This is a genomic window from Herbaspirillum sp. NPDC101397 (assembly GCF_044767325.1).
In the GTDB taxonomy this organism is placed as follows: domain Bacteria; phylum Pseudomonadota; class Gammaproteobacteria; order Burkholderiales; family Burkholderiaceae_D; genus Herbaspirillum.
Genome location: NZ_JBIWNS010000001.1, coordinates 299,606 through 321,605, shown reverse-complemented (window position 1 = coordinate 321,605; position 22,000 = coordinate 299,606). Strand labels below are relative to the sequence as shown.

Below are 22,000 nucleotides of genomic sequence, written 5' to 3'. Positions count from 1 at the left end.
TCCTTTTGCCGCCGCACCAAGGCTCAGCATGAACGTCGACTATCTGGAAAAACTCAACCCCGACCAACGCCGGGCGGTGGAATTCGGCATCGTCCCCCGACTGCCGGGACAGCAGGCCATATCTCCAGAGCCTGGCCGCCCTTTGCTGGTGATTGCCGGCGCAGGTTCGGGAAAAACCAATACGCTGGCGCACCGGGTTGCCCATCTGATCGTCAACGGCGCCGATCCGCGCCGCATTTTGCTGATGACTTTTTCGCGCCGCGCCGCCGCAGAAATGACGCGTCGGGTCCAGCGCATCTGTGGCGAAGCGCTCGGCGCCAACGGTCGCATCATGGCCGACGCCTTGTCCTGGGCAGGCACCTTCCACGGCATCGGCGCACAGATCCTGCGCGAGTACGCCGACCAAATCGGACTCGATCCCAATTTCTCCATCCATGACCGTGAGGATTCGGCCGACCTTATGAACCTGGTGCGACATGAGCTGGGCTTGTCGAAGACCGAAAAGCGCTTCCCGCTCAAGGCCACCTGCCTGGCCATCTACTCCCGAGTGGTCAATTCGGAAGCGCCGCTGGACAGCATCCTGCACAAGGTGTTTCCGTGGTGCGCGGAATGGGAGGCGCAGCTGCGCACGCTGTTCGGCGCCTACGTCGAAGCCAAGCAGGCGCACAACGTACTCGACTACGATGACCTGCTGCTGTACTGGGCGCAGACCATCGGCGAGCGCGTGCTGGCCGACGACATCGGTGCGCGCTTCGACCACGTGCTGGTGGACGAATACCAGGACACCAACCGCCTGCAATCATCGATCCTGCTCGCGCTGAAACCCGACGGCCGCGGCCTCACCGTGGTCGGCGACGACGCCCAGGCTATCTACTCGTTTCGCGCAGCGACGGTGCGCAACATCCTCGACTTTCCGCGCGCCTTCGACCCGCCGGCCGACATCGTCACGCTGGACCGCAACTACCGCTCGACCCAGACTATCCTGGCCGCCGCCAACAGCGTGATCGACAAGGCGCTGGAACGCTTCACCAAGAACCTGTGGACCGAGCGCGCCTCGGATCACAAGCCGCAACTGGTGTCGGTGCGCGACGAAGCCGACCAGGCGCGCTACATCGTCGAACGCATACTCGAGAACCGTGAAGCCGGCAGCACGCTGAAGGACCAGGCGGTGCTGTTCCGCGCCTCCGATCACAGCGGCCCGCTGGAGATTGAACTGGTGCGCCGGAACATTCCCTTCGTCAAATTCGGCGGTCTCAAATTCCTCGACAGCGCGCACGTCAAAGACATGCTGGCGATGCTGCGTTTCGTGCAGAATCCACGCGACCGCGTGGCCGGTTTCCGCCTGATGCAGCTATTGCCCGGCGTCGGTCCGGGCTCGGCGCAAAAGGTGCTGGAAGCCATGTCCACGCATGCAGATCCGATTGCCGCGCTGTCCGAATTGCCGGCGCCGCCGCGCAGCGGCGATGACTGGCGCGGCTTCGTCGAGGTGCTGCAATTCATGGCGCAAGGCAAGACCGGCTGGCCCGGCGAGATCGCCCATGCGCGCAACTGGTACGCCCCGCATCTGGAGCGCAAGCACGAAGACGCCACCACACGCCAGGCCGACCTGCTGCAACTGGAGCAGATCGCCTCCGGCTATCCCTCGCGCGAACGCTTCCTGACCGAACTCACGCTCGATCCGCCGGACGCCACCAGCGACCAGTCGGGCGTGCCGCTGCTGGACGAGGACTACCTGATCCTGTCGACCATCCACTCATCCAAAGGCCAGGAATGGAAATCGGTGTACGTGCTCAACGTCGTCGACGGCTGTATCCCGGCAGACCTGGCCACCGGCAGCACTGACGAGATCGAAGAAGAACGCCGCCTGCTCTACGTCGCCATGACGCGCGCCAAGGACGACCTGCATCTGATGGTGCCGCAAAAGTTTTTCACCGGCGGCCAGCACGCGCAAGGCGACCGCCACGTCTATGCGTCGCGCACGCGCTTCATTCCTCCCGGCGTGCTGCCGCATTTCACCAGCAGCGCCTGGCCGGTAGTCGCAGTCGGCCCGAGCGGCCGACCCGATGCGCGGCAGATGCGCGTCGACGTCGCAGCGCGCATGCGCGGGATGTGGAAATGAGCGACGCGCATTCGGCCGCCTATCCGGTGTCGGTCAAAGGCGTCTTGCTGACGCCGGACGGCGACGTCGTACTCTTGCTGAACGAACGCGACGAATGGGAACTGCCGGGCGGCCGGATTGACTTGGGCGAGTCCTCAGCCGAGTGCCTGGCGCGCGAAATCCGCGAAGAACTGGACCTGCATGTCAGCGTTGGTGCGCCTCTCGACACCTATCTGTTCGAAGTGATCCCGGGAAAATACGTCTTCATCGCCACCTACCGCTGCACGCTGACCGGCTCCTATGCTCCGGCCGTGAGCCACGAGCACAAACGCCTGGGCACGTTTCCTCCTCATGCCTTGCCGGTCGATCTGCCGGAGGGATACCGGCGTTCCATCGAGGCGGCTTGCGGTACATCTACCGCAAGCAACTGAGCCTGCATCGCTGTCTTCAGCCTTTCCTGCATTAGCACTTCGACCTGCGCTTGACCGGGAGCGTGGGCTAGCGACGACGATAAAAAGCCCGCACAGGGCGGGCTCTTCAATCGGTTTTCCAATCCATCAAGCATGCAGATGATGTAGTCAACCGATCATCTTCGTATACGCAGCCGCATCAAGAAACTGCGATTCATCGAAAGTCTCCACCGGACGCAGCCTGAAAATCCATTGTTCGTAGGGCGCGCCGTTGATGGCCTCCGGTGTGTTGGCGAGTTCGTCATTGACGGCAATCACCTCGCCCGCCACCGGCGCGTGCACGTCGGATGCGGTCTTGTTGGATTCGACCACGCCGGCGTCGGCGCCGCGCTGGAGCACGCTGCCGACCGCCGGCGTCTGTACGTACACCAATGGCCCGAGCTGGTCCTGGCCGAAGTCGGTGATGCCGACGGTCAAGGTGCCGTCGTCTTCCTGCCGGATCCACTCGTGCGTTTCGGCGTAAGTGAGGGTGTCTGGTATCAGCATGCGACTCTCCTTGTCTGCTCGATTATTGGATTATTGCGCCGCCGGGAAGACCGGCTCGCCCAGGTTCAGCATGAGGCGGTTGGCCCACGCGAAAATGGCGACCGAATGGATCAGGTCGAGGATTTCCTGCTCGCTGAGACCGACGTCCTTGAGCGCCTGGATGCCGGCGGCATTGACGTCGTTGGGATTCTTGGTGAGATCGATGGAAAACTGCGAGATGGCTTTCTCGCGCGCATCGGTGCCGGCAGTGTACGGATCGTCGAAAACCTGCTGCACGGTGTCGCTGCGCTTGGCCAGTTGCTCGAAACGCTGTGCATGCACCGAAGCGCAATACACGCAGCCGTTGATGCGCGACACCACCATGGAGCCGAGTTCACGTTCCGCACGCGACATGCCGCCCGGGGCGTACATGATGGCGTTGAAGGCGGCCGAGCGCTGGCGCAGGATTTCCGGCTGATGCGCGAGGAACAGGTAATAGTCCGACGTCTTGGCCTTGGGATGGCTCTCTTCCAGCACCTTGATCTGGTCTTCGCTGGCTTGCTCGATGTCGATGACGTCGAGCCATGCGTCCCACTCCAGCACTTCGTTGGTGAAGCCGTGCGATTTAATGATGGTGCTCATGCTTGCTCCTTGCTTGCCAGTTTCATGGCCTTCAGACCGGCGACGACGCGGATCTGGTACGAGATGAAGGCGATCAGTTGCGACAGCGCGACCACGGCGGGCGTGCTGATGCCGGCAGCCGGCAAGGTATGCAAGGCGGCTTTGTCGCCATCCACCGGACGCTCGGTCAGCGCTCGTGTGAAGGCCAGCATGGCGCGCAGGCGGCCTTCCGGTAATTGCTCCGGGGCGCCGTCGGCAGCGACGGCAATCTGTGCCGTGTCGGCCGGCAAGGCGTCCAGCCGTGCGCGGTAATGCGCGGCGACTTCACGCGCGCCGGCCAGGCGACAGGCGTACAACGCAACCAGCAGGCGCTCGTCCAGGGAGATACCTTCCAGCGCCGGGTCGAACAGCGCGTCATAGCTGCCCTGCGAGGCGACCGCGACTTTTTCGCGCTGGTGGCGCAAGGCATGCAGGCTGTTGCCCGCTTGAAGGCCGGACAGCCGGTCGATGACATCGTTGCCGATGTTGTATTCCACTTGCGTCGTCATGATACTTCCTTTCGTGATGGCTGCGCGGAGCGCGCGAGATGCGCTCCGACTGCATTCCTGAGAAACTCCAGGGCGTGCTGCAAGGAGTGTTTGTCGGCGTGCGCATTGGCGGCAGGCACGCCGCCGCCGGTGCTGATGCGCTTCGACACCGGATGGGCGTAACTGATCTGGGTAGTCGGCACGTAAGGGAACAAGATGGCGTGGCCGGCATCCTGGTAGTCGTGCCATTCCACGGCGTGCGGATGCGCGACTTCGTCCAGCTTGTCGCGCACCATTTTTGAATAGATGCTCGACGGCCACGAGCCGTCGTCGGTAGCCGACAGCAGCAATACGGGCGCATCGATGTGCTCGACCAGGATGCGCGCCTTCGCCACCGCCTCCTTGTCCTGCAAGGCGGTCAGCATGGCGAGCACATGCCGATGCGGCGGCGTCCCCTCGTCGAACGGCGCCCAGCTGGCGTGCCGGTTGTTTTCCCATTGGTGCGTAAGCGGCTTGCCGTCGAGCAGCCAGGTCGGTCCTTCGCGCCCGATCGCCGGGTCGCAGGCGTTCTGGCCGCTGTGCACCAAGGCGCTCGGCACGTAAGCCAGCACCGCCGAGACTTTTTGCGGAAAGGTCGCCCCCAGCAGCAGCACCAGCTCACCGCCGCGCGACTGGCCGCTGATGGCGACGAAGTCGCCGAGCGGCTTGACCGTGGCGCGCAGCCAGTCAAGACCTTTTTCAAAGTACTCGAGCGGCGTGTTGGAGATGTAATCCGACAGGCCCGGCGCCTTGAAATACGCCAGCGCAAACGCCGCATAACCGTGCGACGCATACAAGGCCGCACGCGGTTCATTGATGCCGCCACCGGAGCCGTTGAGGATCATCACCGCCGGATGCGGCCCCGGACCGGCTGGCAGGAACAAAGTCCCGACCAGCCCCTGCTCGCGCACTTCTTGTCGCGTCACGCCATCGGCGCACAGCCGCTGCGTCAGTTCCGCTTCGGCCTTGCCGGCAGCACTGCTTGCTTCCAGCACGGTCGTCAGCGCTTGCTGCACGTCGGCATGGAACAGCTCGCGCTTGCCCGGCTGTTCCGGCGCCTGCGACCACAGCAGCCCCATCGCTGAAATACCCTCGTAATCTCCCTCCGCCGCCGGCGCCAGCGTCAGGTCGACGTGCCCCGCCGCGTCCGCGACGAATCGCGCACTGCTGCGCCAGACGACGCCGGCGCGCACGGTACGGCTGACGACCTGCACCAGCTCGCCCGGCTGCGCGCCGGTGACGACGATGCGACGCGGCACGTCGATCAGGTCGTCGGCGGGACTGATGGTGATGTTCAGCGTGGACATGGCCACCTCCTCAACGAACTTACTTCTTTTCCTGCGTCACCATCATGGCGGTGGTGCGGTCACTGCTGGCCGGCGTCACCTTCAGGCCCTTCTTGGCGGCCCAGATGTTCTGATAGTGGTACAACGGAATGATGCCGGCGTCGTCGGAAACAATCTTGGCGGCGTTGCGCAGGATCGCTTCACGCTTGGCCGCGTCGAACTCGGCGGTCGAATCAGCCAGCGCCTTGTCGATGGCAGGGTTGCTGTAGTGATTCCAGTTGGAGGCGCCCAGGCCTTTCTTGCTGTCGACGGTTGCCAGCACGTTGACCAGCGCATAGCTTGCCTCGCCGGTGCCATTGCCCCATGCCAGCACGCTGACGGCAAACTCGTTCTTGTTGGCGCGCGCCGAATACGAAGCCCACGGCAGCACTTCCACTTGTGTCTTCACGCCGATGCGGGTCCAGAACTGCGCCACCGCCTGCATGGTTTCCGGCGCTTGCGGATAGCGATCGTTAGGCACGTGGATGGTCAGCTTGAAGCCCTGCGGGAAACCGGCGTCGGCCAGCAGTTTCTTGGCCTGGTTGACGTCGTTCGGAATGTTCTTGATATCCGGGTTGTAGCCGAAGGTATCGGCCGGCATCCATTGGTTGGCTTCGGTCGCCGCGCCTTGCAGGATGCGGTCGACCAGCGCCTTGCGATTGATCGCCAGCGACAAGGCCTTGCGTACGCGTGCGTCCAGCAGCGGATTCTTGTCGAGCTGCTTGCCGGCGTTGTCGGTGATGTACTGGTTCGGACCTTCATGGAAAGTCGGTTGCAGCAACAGCACGCGCAGGCCGTTGTACGGGAACACCTTGACGTTCGGCGATTGCTTGAGCTTGGCCAGGTCGGACACCGAGACCTTGTCGATCACGTCGACGTCACCCGACAGCAAGGCTGCAGTGCGCGCGGCGGCGTTGTTGATGTAGCGGTAGTTGACCTTTTCCCAGATTTGCTTCTGGCCCCAGTAGTCGTTGTTGCGTTCCATCACGACGCGGTCGCCCGGCGTGTAAGAGACGTATTTGTACGGACCGCTGCCGACCATGGCGGCGCCGCTGTTGTAGTTTTCAGTTTGCGATTTTTCACCGACATGCTTGCTGACGATGTGTACCGACGCCAGGTTCAGCGGCAGGTCGGGATTGGCGATATTGGTCTTGATGATCAGCGTCAGCGGATCCTTGGCAGTGACCGATTCCACCGTGCGCAGGTAGCCGGCGAAGGTCGCCACGCTGCCCGGCACCGCGCGTGCGCGCTGGTAGGAGAAGATCACGTCGTCGGCGGTGAACGGCTTGCCGTCCTGCCACTTGACGTTGGGACGCAGCTTGAACTCCCAGGTCTTGGCGTCGATGTTCTTCCAGCTGGCGGCCAGGCCGGGTTGCAGCTTGTTGTAGTTGTTTTCGACCAGCAGGTCCCAGAAATGCAGGTCGACGGAACGGTCGCCGGCATGGTTGTTGAGCTGCGGATCGAGCGACGACAGCGGATCGGCAAACGCGATGTTCAGGGTCTGTGCGCCGGCGGAGCCGAAGCCCAGCAATGCGACGGCCAGGAGGCTGGAAAGTACGGTTTTCTTCATGTTCATCATCCTCGGTTGGGTGGGATAAAACTGCGTTTCTAAATATTACTGATCGTTCAAATGACAGGCGCTCAGATGACCCGGCGCGACTTCCTTGAGCGCCGGAACCTCGGCACGGCAACGCGGCATGGCATGCGGGCAGCGCGGGTTGAAATGGCAGCCGGACGGCGGATTGAGCGGACTCGGGATTTCCCCCTTGATCGCCGTGAAGGACTTGTTGCGCGCCTGCAGGCGCGGCACTTCGGCCAGCAAGGCTTGGGTGTACGGATGGTTCGGACGGGCGAACAGTTCCTCGACGGCGGCGCTTTCGACGATGCGGCCCAGGTACATGATGACCACGCGGTCCGACACGTGCTCGACCACGCCGAGGTCGTGGCTGATGAACAGATACGTCAGCCCGAGTTGCTCGCGCAGGTCGGAAAACAGGTTCAGGATCTGCGCCTGGATCGACACGTCCAGCGCCGCCACCGCCTCGTCGCAGACCAGCATGGCCGGTTGCACCGCCAGCGCGCGGGCGATGCCGATGCGCTGGCGCTGGCCGCCGCTGAACTGGTGCGGATAGCGGTCCCTCAGCTCCGGATCGAGTCCTGCACGCAGCAATTGCGCGCTGACGTAATCGTCCAGTCCGGCCTTGTCGGTCATGCCGTGGATCAGCGCCGCTTCGCCGACGATCTGGTCGACGCGCAGGCGCGGATTGAGACTGGCATACGGATTTTGGAAGATCATCTGCACCTTGCGCCGCGCCGCCTGCATGTCTTGTGCGCTGAAGTCCTTGCGATCGACGCCATTGACCAGCACCTCGCCTGCCGATGGCGCCAGCAGGCCGCTGACGATGCGGCCCAGGGTCGACTTGCCGCAGCCGGATTCGCCGACCAGGCCGACCACTTCTCCCGGCATCACGTGCAGGTCGACGCCGTCGAGCGCCTGCGTCACGGCGGCCGGACGCATCCAGCCCCGCGCCGTCAGCTGCCGCTCGAACGGACGCGGCTTGCGCTCGCCGAAACGCTTGACGATGCGGCGCGCATCGATCAGCGGGACGGCTTGTTGATTCGACTCGTTCAACTTATCCATGCTGCAACTCCGTCGTTTCGTTCTGACTCGCAGGATGGAAGCAACGCACCAGATGATCCGGCAAGGGCTCGGTAATGTCCGGACGCGTCAGGCATTGTTCGCTGACCCGCTCGCAGCGTGCGGCGAACGCGCAGGTCGGCGGCAGGTGCAGCAGGTTCGGCGTCAGGCCGGGAATCTGGCGCAGGCGCTGGCCGCGCCGGTTGTTGCCCGGCAGGCTGCCGATCAGGCCTTGCGTGTAAGGATGCTGAGGCCGGTCGAGCACCTCGGCGACTGAGCCTTGTTCGACGATGCGGCCGGAATACATCACGGCAATGTCGTCCGCCAACCCTGCCACCACTGACAGGTCGTGGGTGATCCAGATCAGCGCGGTGCCGTTCAGGCGCGCGAGCTTTTGCACCTCCGACAGGATCTGCGCCTGGATGGTGACGTCGAGCGCGGTGGTCGGCTCGTCGGCGATGATCAGGTCGGGCTTGTGCAGCATGGCGATCGCAATCGCCACGCGTTGGCGCATGCCGCCCGACAGCTGATGCGGATAGGCGCGCAGCCGTTCGTCCGGACTGGCAATGCCCATCAACCCCAGTGTATCGCGCGCCAGTTCGCGCGCCTGCTCGCGGCTGACCTTGCTGTGCGCGAGCACGGCGTCGATCATCTGCGCTTCCACGCGCAGGACCGGGTTGAGCGTCATCATCGGATCCTGGAAGATCATGGCGATGCGATTGCCCTGCAGGCTGCGCAGCGACTTCTTGTCCAGCGTCACGAGGTCCTGGCCTTTGAACAGGATCTGTCCGCCGACGATGCGGCCCGGCGCATCCAGCAACCCGAGGATGGAAAAGCCGGTCACGGTCTTGCCTGACCCGGACTCGCCGACCAGGCCGAGGATGCGGCCGCGCTCGAGCGTCAGCGAGACGTCGTCGACCGCCGGCAGCACGCCGGCCGGTGTGTAAAAATGCGTGCGCAGATTGCGCACTTCAAGCGTCGGGACAGAATTACGCGTGCTCATTTCTGCCACCTTGGATTCATGACATCACGCAGGCGATCGCCGACCATGTTGATCGCCACGATCACGACCACCAGCGCGACGCCGGGATAAAAACTGATCCAGTATTCGCCGGACAGCAAGAATTGATAGCCATTGGAAATCAGCAGGCCCAGTGACGGCTCGGTAACCGGCACGCCCAGGCCGAGAAAGCTCAAGGTCGCCTCCAGCGTAATCGCGCGCGCAATCTGCAGCATGCCGATGACGAGCAGCGGCGGCAGGCAGTTCGGCAGGATGTGGCGCACCATGATGCGCCAGCCCGAGACGCCCAGGCCGCGGGCGGCTTCGACATATTCCTTCTGCCGCTCGACCAGCGCCTGGCCGCGCGCGGTGCGGGCGTAATAGGCCCACTCCAGCACCACCAGCGTCGCCATGACGTTGAAGATGCCCTTGCCCAGATAAGCCAGGATCAGCATCGACACCAGGATCGACGGGAACGACAGCACCAGGTCGGCCAGGCGCATCAGCAGAGCGTCGACCTTGCCGCCGGCATACGCGGCAAGCAATCCGACCAGCGTGCCGATCACGCCCGCCAGCAGCGCAGAGCCGACGCCGATGCCGACGCTGATGCGCAGCCCGTACAGGATGCCGGAATACAGATCGCGTCCCTGCCCGTCCGTGCCGAGCCAGTAGGTATAGGTGCCGAGTCCGTTGGCGGTGCCGGGCGGCAGGCGCGCGTCGAGCACATCCAGTTGCATCAGGTCGTAGGGATTTTGCGGCGTCAGCCACGGTGCCGCCACCGCAGCGATCATCAGCAGCGCGGCGACGGCAAGGCCGAACATCGCGGTTCGTGAAGCGAGGAAGCCGCGCAAGATGGCGCGCCATGGCGATTCGCGGCGCGGCGGCTGGAATGCCGACAAGGCGGCGACCTTGGCGCGCACTTCCTGCTGCGTCATCGGCGTTGTTTTGTTGACCGATACTTCGCTCATGCCGCCACCTCCACCCGCACGCGCGGGTCCAGCACTTTATAGAGGACGTCGACGATCAGGTTGAGCGTGACGAACAGGCACACGATCACCATCATGTAAGCCACGATCACCGGCCGATCCAGCGCATTGATGCTGTCGAGAATCAGCTTGCCCGCGCCGGGCCAGGCGAAGATGCTTTCGGTCACCACCGCGAACGCGATGGTCGAGCCGAACTCCAGCCCGAGGACGGTCACCAGCGGGATCAGCGTATTGCGCAGCACGTACATCAGCACCACGCGCAATGGCGTCAGCCCTTTGGCGCGTGCGAACTTGACGAAATCCATCGGCAGCACTTCGCGCACATTGGCGCGCGTGAGGCGGATCACCAGCGAGATCTTGAACAGCGACAGGTTGAGCGCCGGCAGGATCAGGTGGCGCAGGCCGTCGACCGTCAGCCACGACCATTGCACGCCGAACAGGCCGGCCGTCTCGCCGCGCCCGCCCGAAGGCAGCCAGCCCAGCGACACGCTGAAGGCCATGATCAGCATCAGGCCGATCCAGAAGGTCGGCAGCGAAAAGCCGAGGATGCTGCCGGTCATGATCATGCGGGAGAAAAAGGTTTCTGGAAACAGGCCGGCCAGCAGGCCGAGCGGGATCCCGATCAGCACCGCCAGAATCAGTGCGGCAAAGGCCAGCTCCAGCGTCGCCGGCAGGCGCAGAAAGATAAGCTTGATGGCCGGTTCGTTATAGACGAAACTTTTACCGAGGTTGCCGTGCAGCGCGCCATTGACGAAGGCCAGGTACTGGCGCCAGATCGGCTGGTCCAGACCGAGTTCTTTAATGATGCGCAGGCGATCGACCTGGTCGACGTCGGGGCCGATCAGGGTATCGACCGGATTACCGATCATGTGCAGGCCGAAGAAGACGATCACCGTCATCAGCAACAACACCGCCAGCGCCTGCAAGACGCTGCGCGCAATCGCGCCGCTCATCGCTGCAGCCCTTCGCGTTCTTCGGCGGTCGGCTCGGACGGCGTCCATTCGTTGCCGATCAGCTCCGGTTCGGCGTAGGCCTGCAGGTTGCGGTAGTGCGTCTCGACGTCTTCGCCGTAGAGCAGCGACGCGATGCCTTGCGCCAGTCGCTGTGCGCCTTCGCTGATGGCGGGAATATCGCCCGACAGCGTGCCGTGAGTGATGGTGGCCGGATAGCAGAAGCAATGGATGCGCTCGAGCCCGGGCAAGCCGCCCGGCTGCTTTTGCTGGAATTCGAAGGCTTTGCCGAGATCCGGCGAATCGGACAGCTCCGCATCTTCGTCACCGGGTGGCGGCATGTAACGTGCGCGCCAGCTGCGGATATGCGGCGCGATCACGGCGAACTCGGGACGCACGCTCCAGTCCACGCGAAAACCGGTGGAGAAGATCAGGAAGTCCAGATCGAATACGCCGCGCGGCGTGCGCACGCGCAGGCTGTCGCTGTCTTTGCCTGTGATGACCTCCACGCGCTCGATCGGCGCGCCGAAAATGAAACGCGCGTTGGCGAACTTCGACACGCGCTGCACGCTGCCGCTCGGCGGCGGAATTTGCTGGACGTTGACGTAGTGGCGGATGCGCCATTTCCACTCGTCCGGAAGATTCACGTGACCGCTGGTCAGGCCGGGATTTCCCGAGCCCTTGCCCTTGTTGATGCGCGGCAGTTCGGTGCGGCGGATCAGGATGTCGACGCGTTCGGCGCCCGCTTCCAGCGCTGTTCCCGCGCTATCCATGGCCGACGAACCGGCGCCGATGATGCCGACGCGTTTTCCGGTCAACTTGCCGTAGTCCATGTCGTCCGACGAATGCGCCCACAGGGCGCGCGGCAGGCTGTCCGCCAGCGGCGGCACCAGTGCACCGCCGAGACCGTCGCGGCCGGTGGCGAGCACCACGCGGCGCGCCAGCACCACCGACTTGCCGGATGGTGAGGTGATGTGCAGTTCCACCAGGCCGTCGGCGCGCGGCCGGATCAGCTCCATGCGATGGTCGTTGCGTATGTCGAGATCCATCACCTTGCGATACCAGCGCAGGTAGTCCATCCACTGCAGGCGCGGGATCTTGTCCAGGGCTTCCCATGCGTCGAGTCCGAATTGAGCCTCGAACCAGGCGCGGAAGGTCAGTGCGGCGAAGCCCAGCGCCGGGCCGGTCAGCTTCTTCGGCGAACGCAGGGTTTCCATGCGCGCGGTGGTCGCCCACGGGCCTTCGAAGCCAGCCGGCGACTGATCGTAAATCACGGCGTTGATGCCCAGGTGCAGCAGCGACACCGCTGCCGCCATCCCGGCCTGGCCACCGCCGATGACGGCCACGTCCAGTACCGGCTGGTTGTCCACCGTCTTTTGGGGAACCCAGGACTTGGCCGGCAATTCCAGCCAGGCCAGGTCTTGCCGCAGGCGCGCTTCCAGCGCGGCCAGTCCGCTTGCTGCCGAGGTCGTCGCTTCACTCATGATGCACGCCCTTCCCGTGTGGATATCGCCGAAATTGAATTGTATGTCTGCATGTTGCCTGTTCTTGCCTTGTCCATGATGCCGTTACAGCAAATCGTCGTGGTCGCCGGCATCGCGTCGGACGAAACCGTGCAGGATGTTGCGCGCCGCCGTCTCGATGGCCACGATCAGCGCCTGCGTCACGGCGTCCACCGGCTTGCCGAACGGCGTGACCACGCCGAAGTAAAACGGGATGTTGACCGCCAGCGGCCGCACCGCCAGGCCTTCGATGGGCATGCCCAGCGCGGTCATCGGTTCGACCAGCGCCACGCCGAGACCGGCATGCGCGGCCATGACGGCGTTGAATGAGGTATTGGTTTCGATGGCGACGTCGAGCGGCTTGTCCTGCGCCAGCGCCATGTCGATACGCTGGCGCAGGCGATAGCGGTTGGACATGGTGATGACGCGCTCGCTGCGCAAGGCGTCGACGGTGACGACATCCAGCCTGGCCAACGGACTGTCTGCGCGCACCACCGCCACGCACGGCGCCTGGCCGATCCAGTGCAGGTCGAGGCCGCGATGGGCAACCGGCAGGCTGGTCAGGCCGAGGCTCACCGTCCGATGCAGCACCGAATGAACGACCTGTTCGGCCGAGGCGCTGCGCAGGTGGATATGTTCGGGCAAGCCGTGCTTTTCGATTAGCTTGAGCGCGGCCGGCGCAATCGTCGAGGCCAGCGCGGGCGTCGCCACCAGATGGATGGGCTGGAGTTCTTCGCGGCCGATTTCCAGCGCGCGTTCGCGAATCGTCCGCAGCCCGACCAGCGAGCGCTCCACTTCTTCGTACAAGAGGAATGCCTTGTCGGTCGGCGTCACGCGCGGGCCGTTGCGATCGAACAAGGCATAGCCGAGTTCGCCTTCCAGATCCTGGAGCGCCTTGCTGACGGCGGGCTGCGAGCGGCCGAGGCTGCGCCCGGCGCCAGTCACGCTGCCGATGGTCATCACCGCCGAAAAGGCTTCCAGTTGATTTAAGTCCATACTATGATGAGTTATATTATTTTCGAATTATAGACAGACATTTATTCTGATTAAGTATAATCATTTTGCATAAGTTAATACGAAAATCAGCTTAAGAATCTCCCGCGACGTATGCCCGCCCGCCAAGGCGCACCCGCCTGGACTTTACATTGCAAATTACACAAACGAATAATGAAATGATTTTATATTCGTTTTTCACCTATCATTTTCGTCGTAACGTAAGCGCATCTTTCTTCCGGATTCCGCCATGAACGCTTCCTCCGCCTGTATCTCCACTGCTGCGGCCAACCCGTCCGCGCTGCAATTCCCTATCTATCTGGACTATTCGGCGACGACGCCGGTCGATCCGCTGGTCGCTACACGCATGGTTGCCTACCTGACGGAAAAATTCGGCAATCCGGCCAGCAGTTCCCATTCATTCGGCTGGGAAGCCAAGGCTGCCGTGGAGAAGGCGCGCAAGCAGGTCGCCACGCTGGTCGGCGCGCAGGCCAACGAAATCGTCTGGACCTCGGGCGCCACCGAATCGAACAACCTGGCGCTGAAAAGCGCGGCCCATGCGCTGCGGGCAGCCGGTCGCGGCCAGCACCTGATCACCGTCAGCACCGAGCACAAGGCGGTGCTGGACACCATGCATACACTGGAGCGCGCCGGCTTCGACGTCACTTTTTTGCAGCCGCTGGCCGATGGCCTGATCACCGTCGAGCAATTCAAGGAGGCGCTGCGTCCGGACACCATCCTGGCGTCGGTCATGATGGTCAACAACGAAATCGGCGTGATCCAGCCGATCGCCGAACTGGGCGAAATTTGCGCCGCCCGCGGCATTGTCTTCCACGTCGATGCGGTGCAGGCGGTCGGCAAGATCGCGATTGATCTGGCCACGCTCAAGGTGGATCTGATGTCGTTCAGCGCGCACAAGATCTACGGCCCGAAAGGCATCGGCGCTCTGTTCGTTCGCAACAATCCCGCACTCAGGCTGGAAGCGCAGATTGACGGCGGCGGTCATGAAAACGGCATGCGTTCAGGCACCTTGCCGACACACCAGATCGTCGGCATGGGTGAAGCGTTTGCGCTGGCGGCGAGCTTGCAGGATACCGAAGCCGCGCGCATCGGCGTGCTGCGCGATCGTCTTTGGGATGGATTGAAGGATTTGCCGGGAGTGGTGCTGAACGGCTCCGCAACGGCGCGCATTCCACACAACCTCAATGTGAGTTTCGACGTCAGTGGGGAAATGCCGGTGGCGGGACAACTGCTGGATATTGCGGTGTCGGCCGGATCGGCCTGTAATTCGGCCAATGCGGCGCCGTCTTACGTACTGACGGCGCTGGGCCGATCGGCGGCGCTGGCGCGCAGCGCGATCCGGTTTTCACTGGGCCGCTACACGACGGACGCAGAAATCGACTACACCGTGGCGACGCTGCAAAAACTGTTGCTGAAGTAGCTCAGCTTTGGATTGGCGCTGAATCGGAAGTCGCGGGCGCCGATGACTCTTCGGCCTGGCGCTTGGTTACGGCAGCGAAATGTTCCGCATATTCAGCGCGGCGCGCCTGGTCGGACTCGATCAGCATCTGGTATCGGGTTTCCGACACGCGCTGCTGCAGCACAGCCGAATAACGCTCGCGCTGCAACCATTCGATGATGATCGCGGCCAGCATCACGATGCTGCCGTAGACCACGATCAGGAACACGTCCTTGCTGCCCAGGCCATCCATCATGTAATACGGCTTGCGGAAAAAATACAGCGCTGTCGGGATCGCCAGCACCAGCAGTCCCAGCGAATACACATAGCCAAAGAAGTAACTCATGATGATGCAGTTGATGGCGAAGAACAGCATCGACATCGATTCGTCGACCACCGAGCTGAGCACATAGCGCAGGATGAACGCCACCACGAAGCCGCACAGGCAGAACAGGATGGGATAGAAGCCGCCGTTTTTCCAGCGCTTGGAATTTTTGAGTTTGATGATGCTCATGGAAGATCCTCTGCACCGCCGGTCAGCGGCGATCTTTCAGCGGAGAGTTGTGCAACAGGTATTTCAGCGAGATGTCGTTGCTGTGCATCTCGATGTTGCGCCGGATGAACTGGGCCGCTTCGTTGGTCACGATCTCGCGTTCATTATCAACGGTGATGATATGGTAGCAGTCGCCCAGCCAGATCACCTTGCGCACTTCCGAGTTGATGTTGGCCAGGATCATTTCGGCATTGCGCGGCGCCGCCGTCTCGTCATCGATGGAATGGATCACCAGCGTGCTGGCGCGCACCTGCGACAAGGACTGCCTTACATAGGCCATCAGCTTTTGCGCCGCCCACAGATGGCGCGCCGGAATCGCCGCTGCACCGACCGCCGCGACGCCGTCCTTCTTCAGCGCCGCCGCCACGCGCCGGCGCATTTCAAAATTCTTGATGCCGTAAGGATCGCTTTCCTTGTAGGTCCAGTTGCGATAACCGAGACTATACGGAACGTTCATCAGGCGGTGATACCAGGGAATCGACCAGCCGTCATAGCGCAGCACCGGCGACAGCAGCACCACGCTGAGGATTTCCTTGCTGAAGCTGGCCACCGCCAGCGCCAGGGTCGCGCCCATGCTGAGGCCGCACAGCGAAACGGTCTTGTGCTCTTCCTTGAGCTTGACCACCTTGCTCTCGACCATGGCGCACCAGTCCATCCAGTTGGGCGTGACGCGCGGATCGGTCATTGAGGCGGAATAGTTCGGAATCTGCATCTCGACCACGGTGCAGTTGGCCTTCTTGAGCGCCTTGGGGATGGTGCCCAGTTCCAGGCTGGAGCCGCATAGCCCGTGCAAAAGGATCACCGCATGCTCTTTTTGGCGGTCTGCCTGGCGCTCTAGCTGATGGTCGTTGCGAACAGTCTGGTTCATGCGATGGTGGACAACGAGATACTAAATAGGATGATATTTAATCAACCCTCATTGTAGACGGGTATGAGAATTATTTCAGCCGGTTTTGCGAGGAACGCCAATTTGGCACCTCCTTTTCGACTGCCCAGCAACATCCGGGTTCAACGCGCCGGCAAGATGATGGTCGCGATCAGGCCGCCCTGTGGATGATTGCGCAGCAACAGTTCGCCGCCGTGCGCCTGCACGATGTTGCGGGCGATTCCCAGCCCCAGTCCCATGCCGCCGCTGTTGGCGCTGCGTCCGTGTTCGAGCCGGACATACGGCTGGAACAGGCTGCCCATCGCGTCTTCGGGTACGCCTGGGCCATGGTCGCGGATCTCGATTTCGACCATGTCGCCTTCCAGCGCCTGCGACTGGCGGATGGCGATTTCGACCTTTTCGCCGTAATGCAGTGCGTTGTCGAACAGGTTGCCGATGGCCCGTTTGAGGGCCAGCGGCTTGGCCATGACGTTGACGCCGGACGGCTCGAACGCCACCTCATGCCCGGCCATGCTGGCGTCGCGGATCATGCGCGCCACGAGCGCATCCAGCCGGACTTCGGTGCGGTTTTCGTGGATGTCGCTGTCTTTCACCGATTGCAGCGCGCCCTTGACCATCATGTCGAGCTCGTCGAGGTCGTCATGAAACTCGGTGCGCATGTCGTCGTCGTCGAGCAGCTCGGTGCGCAGCTTGAGCCGTGTGATCGGCGTGCGCAGGTCATGCGAGATCGATACAAACAAGCGCTCGCGATCTTCCAGGTAGCGCTTGATACGTTCGCGCATGCCGCTGAAGGCGCGCGCGGTCTTGACGAATTCACGGCTGCCGGTCTCCGGCAGCTCCGGCACGGTCTCGCCTTTGCCGAAGGCTTCAGCGGCGTCCGACAGTGCCGCCAGCGGCCGGGTGGTCCAGCGCACCACCAGAATCGTCAGCAGCAAGATCGCCGCCAGCGACAGTCCCTGCAGGACCACGCGGTCCAGCGACAAGGGATTGCTGCTGTCGAGGAAATACGGATTGGGCATCAGCGCCGCCAGGTACAGCCATTTTCCGGACTCGATCTGGGTCTGGATCACCAGCACCGGCGCCGGATTCGGCTTGATCAGCAGGATGTGCTGCACCCAGCTGTCGGGCAGGTCGCCGATCTTGAGCCCGTCGTCGGACACCGGCAGGTTGTCGGGCCAGGCGAAGCTCAGGTGGAATTCGGGCAAGAAAGCGAGGTCGGATTTCAGCGTTTCGGCCGCCGCCTCGGTGGCGATATCGGCCAGCGAATTGGGCGCGATCGGCGGTATCGGCACCAGCGCGCTATTGGCGTTGATGAAGAAGCGCGTGCCCCCCATTTCGCGCAGTTGCTGGATCATGATCGGCCGGTAGTTCGCCGGCAGCGTCATGAAATAGCGGATCGCCCCGGACGCGCTGTGCGCCAGATGCTGCGCCGCCACGCGTGTCTCCGCCTCTGATTTGGTGCGCAGCTGCGCGGCCCAGATCAATCCGCCGGCCAGTTGCGTCACCAGCACGCCGAAAATCATCACCACCGACAAGCGTCCCAGCAGCGAGTTAGGCAGCACCCGGTCGAGCACGCGCGTGACCGTTGCTGAGGCGCGGCTGCGCCATGCCAGGGGCGGCGGCAATCCTGACATGATCAGGCTGCTGCCGCCGTCACGTCGGCCGAGAACACATATCCCGCACCACGCACCGTCTTGATCAGGTGCGGCTGCTTGCCGTCATCACTGAGACGCAGGCGCAGTTTGCTGATCTGCACGTCAAGCGAACGGTCCAGCGGCCCGGCGTCGCGCCCGCGGGTTTCTTCGCTGAGCACGTTGCGGTCCAGCACGTCGCCGGGATGCTCGACGAAGTACTTCAGCAACTGATAATCCATCCCGGTCAGCGCCACCACCTGCCCTGCACTGTCGAGCAAGGTGCGCTCCACCGTGTCCAGCGTGAAACCGACGAAGCGATAGAAGCGCGGCGCGGCGGCATTGTCGATGCCGGTGCGGCGATGGATGGCCTTGATGCGCGCCAGCAGTTCGCGCGGGCTGTACGGCTTGGCGATGTAGTCATCCGCACCCAGCTCGAGTCCGACCACCCGATCGGTTTCGTCCGAACTGGCGGTCAGCATGATGATCGGAACATTCGATTTGCGCCGCACGATCTTGCACAGCGCGAAGCCGTCGGTATCCGGCAGCATGACGTCTAGGATCACCAGCGACAGTTCGTCGGCGTAGCGCTGGAATTCGGCAAGGAAGGCTTCGCCGTTATGCGCCAGGCGCACTTCGTACTGGTTCTTCTCCAGGTAGGTCTTGAGGAGAGTCCGGGTTTTCTGGTCGTCGTCGACGATGAGGATTTTGCGCGTCATTACGGTGATCTTTACTCCACTTTTCCGGTTCGCGAAAGCGCCCTGGCGATCGAGGCGAGCCGTCGCTGCGCCTCGGCTTCGCTGATCTGGTCATCGACGAAGAAACGCCGCAGCTCGGCCACGATGGCGTCCTTGGTGGTTTCGTCGGTGGCCATGCGATGCACCAGGCTGGGCGCGAGATAAGCCGAGCCCTTGCTGAACACGCGCCAGGAATTCTGCGAACAGCTGTCCATCTTGCCGGTGTCCGGCGAACGCCAGACCGGGATGGCGCCCTTGAATTTATTGTAGTCGGATTGCACCGCCGGCGACATCGCAATCTGCGCCAGCACTTCCTGCGCCGGCTGGTGTGAATAATCGTCCGCGAACATCGCCAGCGTGTCGATGCTGTACAGGTGATAGTCGGCCGTGCCCGGCACGGCGGTACAACCGAATTGCTGGTCGACGCTCAGGCCCCAGGCGTTGAAGTCGCCCTTGGCCCAGTCGCCCATGATGAACATGCCCGCCTCGCCGTCAGCCAGTTGGCGCGCCACTTCGGTCCACGGACGTTCCTTCACCGGCAACTGCATGACCTGCTTCAGTTCACGCAGGCGTTTCAGCGCACGCAGCAAGCGTGCGTCGGCGAATGCGCGCGGGCTGAGGTCGACAAACAATTGACGGTAATAAGCCGGTCCGCCTTCGGACAGCACCAGCGTTTCGAACAGCGTCGCCACCTGCCACGACTCGCTGCTCTGCGCCAGCGGTGCAATGCCGGCCTGCTTCAATTTGGCGGCGACCTTGTCGAACTCGTCCCAGCTGCGCGGCACGCTCAGGCCAAGCCGGTTGAACACGGCAATGTTGTAATAGAGATTGTTGATGCGATGGATGCCGAGCGGCGCCGCGACAACGTGGCCGTGATTGTTCAGCAGCGACCACACGGTCGGAAACAGCAGCTTCTGCCAGTTGCCTTGGGCGGCGACGTTGTCCAGCTCAAGCAGCAATCCCAGATCGGCCCATTCGCCGAAGATGACGCCGTTGAGTTGCGTGACTTCAGGCGCATGTCCGGCCAGCACCATGCTTTTCAGTACCTTGCCGGCGCCGATGCCGGCGCCGCCGGGAATCGCGAAATCGCGCCACTGGATATTCTGTTCCGCCAGCTTGTTGCTCAGGACGTCCACCGCCTTGCGCTCGCCGGAAGAGGTCCACCAGTGCAGCACCTGCAGTGAGGCCGGCGAGTTTGACGGTCCAACTGGACCGGCGGCACGCGCGACTTGCGCAGCAAACAACAGCCACAACGACAGCAGCGCCGCCAACAAGCATGTTGCGGCGCGCAGCGTCATCTCCCGGTGTCTCGTCAATGCGGGCCTTGTCATTTTTATCATTCTGAGTTTTTTGCCGTCTCCAAAGCGCGTGTGACTATAGCGTAAGTCCGCGCCCCAACGCGATAAGAACATTAATTGGATTCACGTTTTGTAAAGAAATGTAATGTTTTATTTAGTTTCCTGTTTTGGTGCGAAGCCGCCTTACAGACGCGGCCGCAGCGCTGCGCTTGGGGCGACCGGGAACGGCTTAAATCCTCTGTAAATATATGTAATCCATCCGTACCGAAAATTTAACAAATTTCAATTTAAATCAATAACTTAGCGGTTTTCTTAAGGCGTATTTCCAAACGCTCGCATCACACATTCTCCGGTGCTACTGTCGCGCCGCTGGCTCTGCAATTGCGAATTTTTTCGGAAGCTCAGAGCGGCCTTCATCAATGTAAAAAAACCAGGAGACCTTTGATGCAAACCGTTAAAAAAGCCCTCGCCCTCGCCACCCTCAGCAGCGCCGTCCTGCTCGCGCTGGCCGGCGGCAACGCGCAAGCCGGCACGCTGACTATCGAAAGCTGGCGCGTCGACGACCTGGCGCTGTGGGAAAACGTCCTGATCCCGGCCTTCCAGAAGAAGAACCCCGGCGTCACCGTCAAGTTCTCGCCGACCGCACCGACCGAATACGACTCCACCCTGACGGCGCGCCTGGCCGGCGGCACCGCCGGCGACCTGGTCGCCTGCCGCCCGTTCGACGTCTCGCTGTCGCTGTACAACAAGGGCCACCTGGAAAAACTCGACGGCAAAGCCGGCATGGAATCCTTCCCGGCCTCCGCCAAGGTGGCGTGGCAGACCGATGACGGCAAGGACACTTTCTGCATGCCGATCGCCTCCGTCATGCACGGCTTCCTGTACAACCAGAAGATCTTCAAGGAACTGAACCTGCAGCCGCCGAAGACCGAAGCCGAATTCCTCAAGCTGCTCGAGACCGTCAAGGCCAGCGGCAAATACACGCCGCTGGTACTGGGCACCGCCGATCAATGGGAAGCGCACCAGGTGCTGTTTACCGGCGTCGGCCCCAACTACTGGAAGGGCGAAGCCGGCCGCAAGGCGCTCATCGCCGGCAAGGCCAAGTTCACCGATCCGCAATTCCTGAACGTCTGGGAATATGAAGCCAAGCTCGGCAAGTACCTGTCCAAGGGCGCGTCGGCACAGACGTACGGCGACAGCCAGAACATGTTCGCGCTGGGCCAGGGCGCGGTGTATGCCGCCGGTTCGTGGGACATCGCCTACTTCAACGCCAATGCCAGCAGCAAGCTGGAACTGGGCGTGTTCCCTCCTCCGGTGCCGAAGGCCGGCGACGCCTGCTACATCTCCGACCACAACGACATCGGCATGGGCGTGAACAAGAAATCCAAGAACAAGGAAGACGCCTACAAGTTCCTGGCATGGCTGGGTTCGCAGGAGTTCGCCGACATCTACACCAACAAGGTCACCGGTTTCTTCTCGCTGTCGAACCACCTGATCTCGGTCAAGGATCCGATCGCCAAGCAGATGATCGACTGGCGCAAGTCCTGCTCGTCGACCATCCGCGTGAACTCGCAGATCCTCAACCGCGGCACGCCGAGCATGGAAAACGAAATGTGGAACGTCAACGCGCAAGTCCTGAACGGCAAGATGACGCCAAAGGATGCGGCGACCAAGATCCAGACCGGATTCGCCAAGTGGTACAAGCCACAGCAATAAAAAAACCACAAAAATAATCAGCATCGCAGCAACGCCGGCGCAGCACCATCTGCGCCGGTGCTTGACTGCCCACGCACTCAGGTTTTTCCAGTCTTCACTTTCGGAG

20 protein-coding genes are annotated in these 22,000 nt (G+C 62.5%); 4 read left to right on the top strand and 16 right to left on the bottom strand.

Translation table 11 applies throughout. The features are described 5' to 3' along the window. Positions 1–28 precede the first annotated feature (28 nt). Together ACIROW_RS01535 and ACIROW_RS01530 are read left to right on the top strand one after the other, a co-directional pair. Positions 29–2,119, top strand: a complete 2,091-nt coding sequence (locus ACIROW_RS01535; protein ID WP_402271139.1) for an ATP-dependent helicase — start codon at positions 29–31, stop codon at positions 2,117–2,119. Further along, positions 2,116–2,529 (top strand): NUDIX domain-containing protein, encoded by a 414-nt coding sequence (locus ACIROW_RS01530; protein ID WP_402271137.1) that lies wholly within the window; start codon positions 2,116–2,118, stop codon positions 2,527–2,529. Before ACIROW_RS01535 ends, ACIROW_RS01530 begins: the two co-directional genes overlap by 4 nt. 147 nt (positions 2,530–2,676) lie before the next feature. On the opposite strand, the gene gcvH is transcribed toward ACIROW_RS01530, so the two are convergent. The 11 genes from gcvH to ACIROW_RS01475 all read right to left on the bottom strand — a co-directional run bounded on the left by gcvH (position 2,677) and on the right by ACIROW_RS01475 (position 13,617). Next, the gene (gene gcvH, locus ACIROW_RS01525; protein ID WP_402271135.1) at positions 2,677–3,054 is read right to left on the bottom strand and encodes a glycine cleavage system protein GcvH; all 378 of its coding nucleotides are present in this window, start codon (positions 3,052–3,054) and stop codon (positions 2,677–2,679) included. Positions 3,055–3,084: 30 nt separating this feature from the next. Further along, positions 3,085–3,675: a peroxidase-related enzyme gene (locus ACIROW_RS01520; protein ID WP_402271134.1), complete on the bottom strand. Its 591-nt coding sequence runs from the start codon at positions 3,673–3,675 to the stop codon at positions 3,085–3,087. Then, positions 3,672–4,202: a CMD domain protein gene (locus ACIROW_RS01515; protein WP_402271132.1), complete on the bottom strand. Its 531-nt coding sequence runs from the start codon at positions 4,200–4,202 to the stop codon at positions 3,672–3,674. Before ACIROW_RS01515 ends, ACIROW_RS01520 begins: the two co-directional genes overlap by 4 nt. After that, entirely contained in the window at positions 4,199–5,527 is a 1,329-nt protein-coding gene (locus tag ACIROW_RS01510) for an acyl-CoA thioester hydrolase/BAAT C-terminal domain-containing protein (RefSeq protein WP_402271131.1), read from the bottom strand. The genes ACIROW_RS01515 and ACIROW_RS01510 overlap by 4 nt, the downstream gene beginning before the upstream one ends. Before the next feature lie 19 nt (positions 5,528–5,546). Beyond that, on the bottom strand, positions 5,547–7,115 hold the full coding sequence (locus tag ACIROW_RS01505; protein WP_402271130.1) for an ABC transporter substrate-binding protein: 1,569 nt from the start codon (positions 7,113–7,115) through the stop codon (positions 5,547–5,549). Between the two features lie 45 nt (positions 7,116–7,160). Next, the gene (locus ACIROW_RS01500; RefSeq protein ID WP_402271129.1) at positions 7,161–8,186 is read right to left on the bottom strand and encodes an ABC transporter ATP-binding protein; all 1,026 of its coding nucleotides are present in this window, start codon (positions 8,184–8,186) and stop codon (positions 7,161–7,163) included. Beyond that, a complete protein-coding gene (locus ACIROW_RS01495; protein ID WP_402271127.1) occupies positions 8,179–9,186 on the bottom strand; it encodes an ABC transporter ATP-binding protein in 1,008 nt (335 codons plus the stop codon). Before ACIROW_RS01495 ends, ACIROW_RS01500 begins: the two co-directional genes overlap by 8 nt. Further along, a complete protein-coding gene (locus ACIROW_RS01490) occupies positions 9,183–10,151 on the bottom strand; it encodes an ABC transporter permease (RefSeq protein ID WP_402271126.1) in 969 nt (322 codons plus the stop codon). The genes ACIROW_RS01495 and ACIROW_RS01490 overlap by 4 nt, the downstream gene beginning before the upstream one ends. Further along, positions 10,148–11,122 (bottom strand): ABC transporter permease, encoded by a 975-nt coding sequence (locus tag ACIROW_RS01485; RefSeq protein ID WP_402271125.1) that lies wholly within the window; start codon positions 11,120–11,122, stop codon positions 10,148–10,150. Before ACIROW_RS01485 ends, ACIROW_RS01490 begins: the two co-directional genes overlap by 4 nt. Then, positions 11,119–12,603 (bottom strand): NAD(P)-binding domain-containing protein, encoded by a 1,485-nt coding sequence (locus ACIROW_RS01480; protein WP_402271124.1) that lies wholly within the window; start codon positions 12,601–12,603, stop codon positions 11,119–11,121. The genes ACIROW_RS01485 and ACIROW_RS01480 overlap by 4 nt, the downstream gene beginning before the upstream one ends. An 84-nt stretch (positions 12,604–12,687) precedes the next feature. Continuing rightward, a complete protein-coding gene (locus ACIROW_RS01475; RefSeq protein ID WP_402271123.1) occupies positions 12,688–13,617 on the bottom strand; it encodes a LysR family transcriptional regulator in 930 nt (309 codons plus the stop codon). Positions 13,618–13,864: 247 nt separating this feature from the next. Between ACIROW_RS01475 and ACIROW_RS01470 the strand changes: the two genes are divergently transcribed. Continuing rightward, positions 13,865–15,055: an IscS subfamily cysteine desulfurase gene (locus ACIROW_RS01470; RefSeq protein WP_402271122.1), complete on the top strand. Its 1,191-nt coding sequence runs from the start codon at positions 13,865–13,867 to the stop codon at positions 15,053–15,055. 1 nt (position 15,056) lies between these two features. Here the strand turns inward: ACIROW_RS01470 and ACIROW_RS01465 are convergent, their stop codons facing one another. The 5 genes from ACIROW_RS01465 to ACIROW_RS01445 form a co-directional block, all read right to left on the bottom strand. Further along, positions 15,057–15,587, bottom strand: coding sequence for a DUF4118 domain-containing protein (locus ACIROW_RS01465; RefSeq protein ID WP_402271120.1), 531 nt, complete (start codon positions 15,585–15,587; stop codon positions 15,057–15,059). Between the two features lie 22 nt (positions 15,588–15,609). Continuing rightward, positions 15,610–16,428 (bottom strand): alpha/beta hydrolase, encoded by an 819-nt coding sequence (locus ACIROW_RS01460; RefSeq protein WP_402271119.1) that lies wholly within the window; start codon positions 16,426–16,428, stop codon positions 15,610–15,612. Between the two features lie 206 nt (positions 16,429–16,634). Continuing rightward, positions 16,635–18,146 (bottom strand): ATP-binding protein, encoded by a 1,512-nt coding sequence (locus ACIROW_RS01455; RefSeq protein ID WP_402271118.1) that lies wholly within the window; start codon positions 18,144–18,146, stop codon positions 16,635–16,637. A gap of 2 nt (positions 18,147–18,148) precedes the next feature. Next, entirely contained in the window at positions 18,149–18,862 is a 714-nt protein-coding gene (locus ACIROW_RS01450) for a response regulator (RefSeq protein WP_116432880.1), read from the bottom strand. Between the two features lie 11 nt (positions 18,863–18,873). Continuing rightward, positions 18,874–20,178, bottom strand: coding sequence for an ABC transporter substrate-binding protein (locus ACIROW_RS01445; protein WP_402271116.1), 1,305 nt, complete (start codon positions 20,176–20,178; stop codon positions 18,874–18,876). Between the two features lie 444 nt (positions 20,179–20,622). On the opposite strand from ACIROW_RS01445, the gene ACIROW_RS01440 reads away from it, so the two are divergent. Then, entirely contained in the window at positions 20,623–21,894 is a 1,272-nt protein-coding gene (locus ACIROW_RS01440; RefSeq protein WP_402271113.1) for an ABC transporter substrate-binding protein, read from the top strand. Positions 21,895–22,000 lie beyond the last annotated feature (106 nt).

What these genes read in the sequence shown, in the direction of transcription:
- ACIROW_RS01535 (WP_402271139.1), top strand. Translation starts at nt 29, where the DNA reads ATGAACGTCGACTATCTGGAAAAACTCAACCCCGACCAACGCCGGGCG.
- ACIROW_RS01530 (WP_402271137.1), top strand. Translation starts at nt 2,116, where the DNA reads ATGAGCGACGCGCATTCGGCCGCCTATCCGGTGTCGGTCAAAGGCGTC.
- gcvH (WP_402271135.1), bottom strand. Translation starts at nt 3,054, where the DNA reads ATGCTGATACCAGACACCCTCACTTACGCCGAAACGCACGAGTGGATC.
- ACIROW_RS01520 (WP_402271134.1), bottom strand. Translation starts at nt 3,675, where the DNA reads ATGAGCACCATCATTAAATCGCACGGCTTCACCAACGAAGTGCTGGAG.
- ACIROW_RS01515 (WP_402271132.1), bottom strand. Translation starts at nt 4,202, where the DNA reads ATGACGACGCAAGTGGAATACAACATCGGCAACGATGTCATCGACCGG.
- ACIROW_RS01510 (WP_402271131.1), bottom strand. Translation starts at nt 5,527, where the DNA reads ATGTCCACGCTGAACATCACCATCAGTCCCGCCGACGACCTGATCGAC.
- ACIROW_RS01505 (WP_402271130.1), bottom strand. Translation starts at nt 7,115, where the DNA reads ATGAAGAAAACCGTACTTTCCAGCCTCCTGGCCGTCGCATTGCTGGGC.
- ACIROW_RS01500 (WP_402271129.1), bottom strand. Translation starts at nt 8,186, where the DNA reads ATGGATAAGTTGAACGAGTCGAATCAACAAGCCGTCCCGCTGATCGAT.
- ACIROW_RS01495 (WP_402271127.1), bottom strand. Translation starts at nt 9,186, where the DNA reads ATGAGCACGCGTAATTCTGTCCCGACGCTTGAAGTGCGCAATCTGCGC.
- ACIROW_RS01490 (WP_402271126.1), bottom strand. Translation starts at nt 10,151, where the DNA reads ATGAGCGAAGTATCGGTCAACAAAACAACGCCGATGACGCAGCAGGAA.
- ACIROW_RS01485 (WP_402271125.1), bottom strand. Translation starts at nt 11,122, where the DNA reads ATGAGCGGCGCGATTGCGCGCAGCGTCTTGCAGGCGCTGGCGGTGTTG.
- ACIROW_RS01480 (WP_402271124.1), bottom strand. Translation starts at nt 12,603, where the DNA reads ATGAGTGAAGCGACGACCTCGGCAGCAAGCGGACTGGCCGCGCTGGAA.
- ACIROW_RS01475 (WP_402271123.1), bottom strand. Translation starts at nt 13,617, where the DNA reads ATGGACTTAAATCAACTGGAAGCCTTTTCGGCGGTGATGACCATCGGC.
- ACIROW_RS01470 (WP_402271122.1), top strand. Translation starts at nt 13,865, where the DNA reads ATGAACGCTTCCTCCGCCTGTATCTCCACTGCTGCGGCCAACCCGTCC.
- ACIROW_RS01465 (WP_402271120.1), bottom strand. Translation starts at nt 15,587, where the DNA reads ATGAGCATCATCAAACTCAAAAATTCCAAGCGCTGGAAAAACGGCGGC.
- ACIROW_RS01455 (WP_402271118.1), bottom strand. Translation starts at nt 18,146, where the DNA reads ATGTCAGGATTGCCGCCGCCCCTGGCATGGCGCAGCCGCGCCTCAGCA.
- ACIROW_RS01450 (WP_116432880.1), bottom strand. Translation starts at nt 18,862, where the DNA reads ATGACGCGCAAAATCCTCATCGTCGACGACGACCAGAAAACCCGGACT.
- ACIROW_RS01445 (WP_402271116.1), bottom strand. Translation starts at nt 20,178, where the DNA reads ATGACGCTGCGCGCCGCAACATGCTTGTTGGCGGCGCTGCTGTCGTTG.
- ACIROW_RS01440 (WP_402271113.1), top strand. Translation starts at nt 20,623, where the DNA reads ATGCAAACCGTTAAAAAAGCCCTCGCCCTCGCCACCCTCAGCAGCGCC.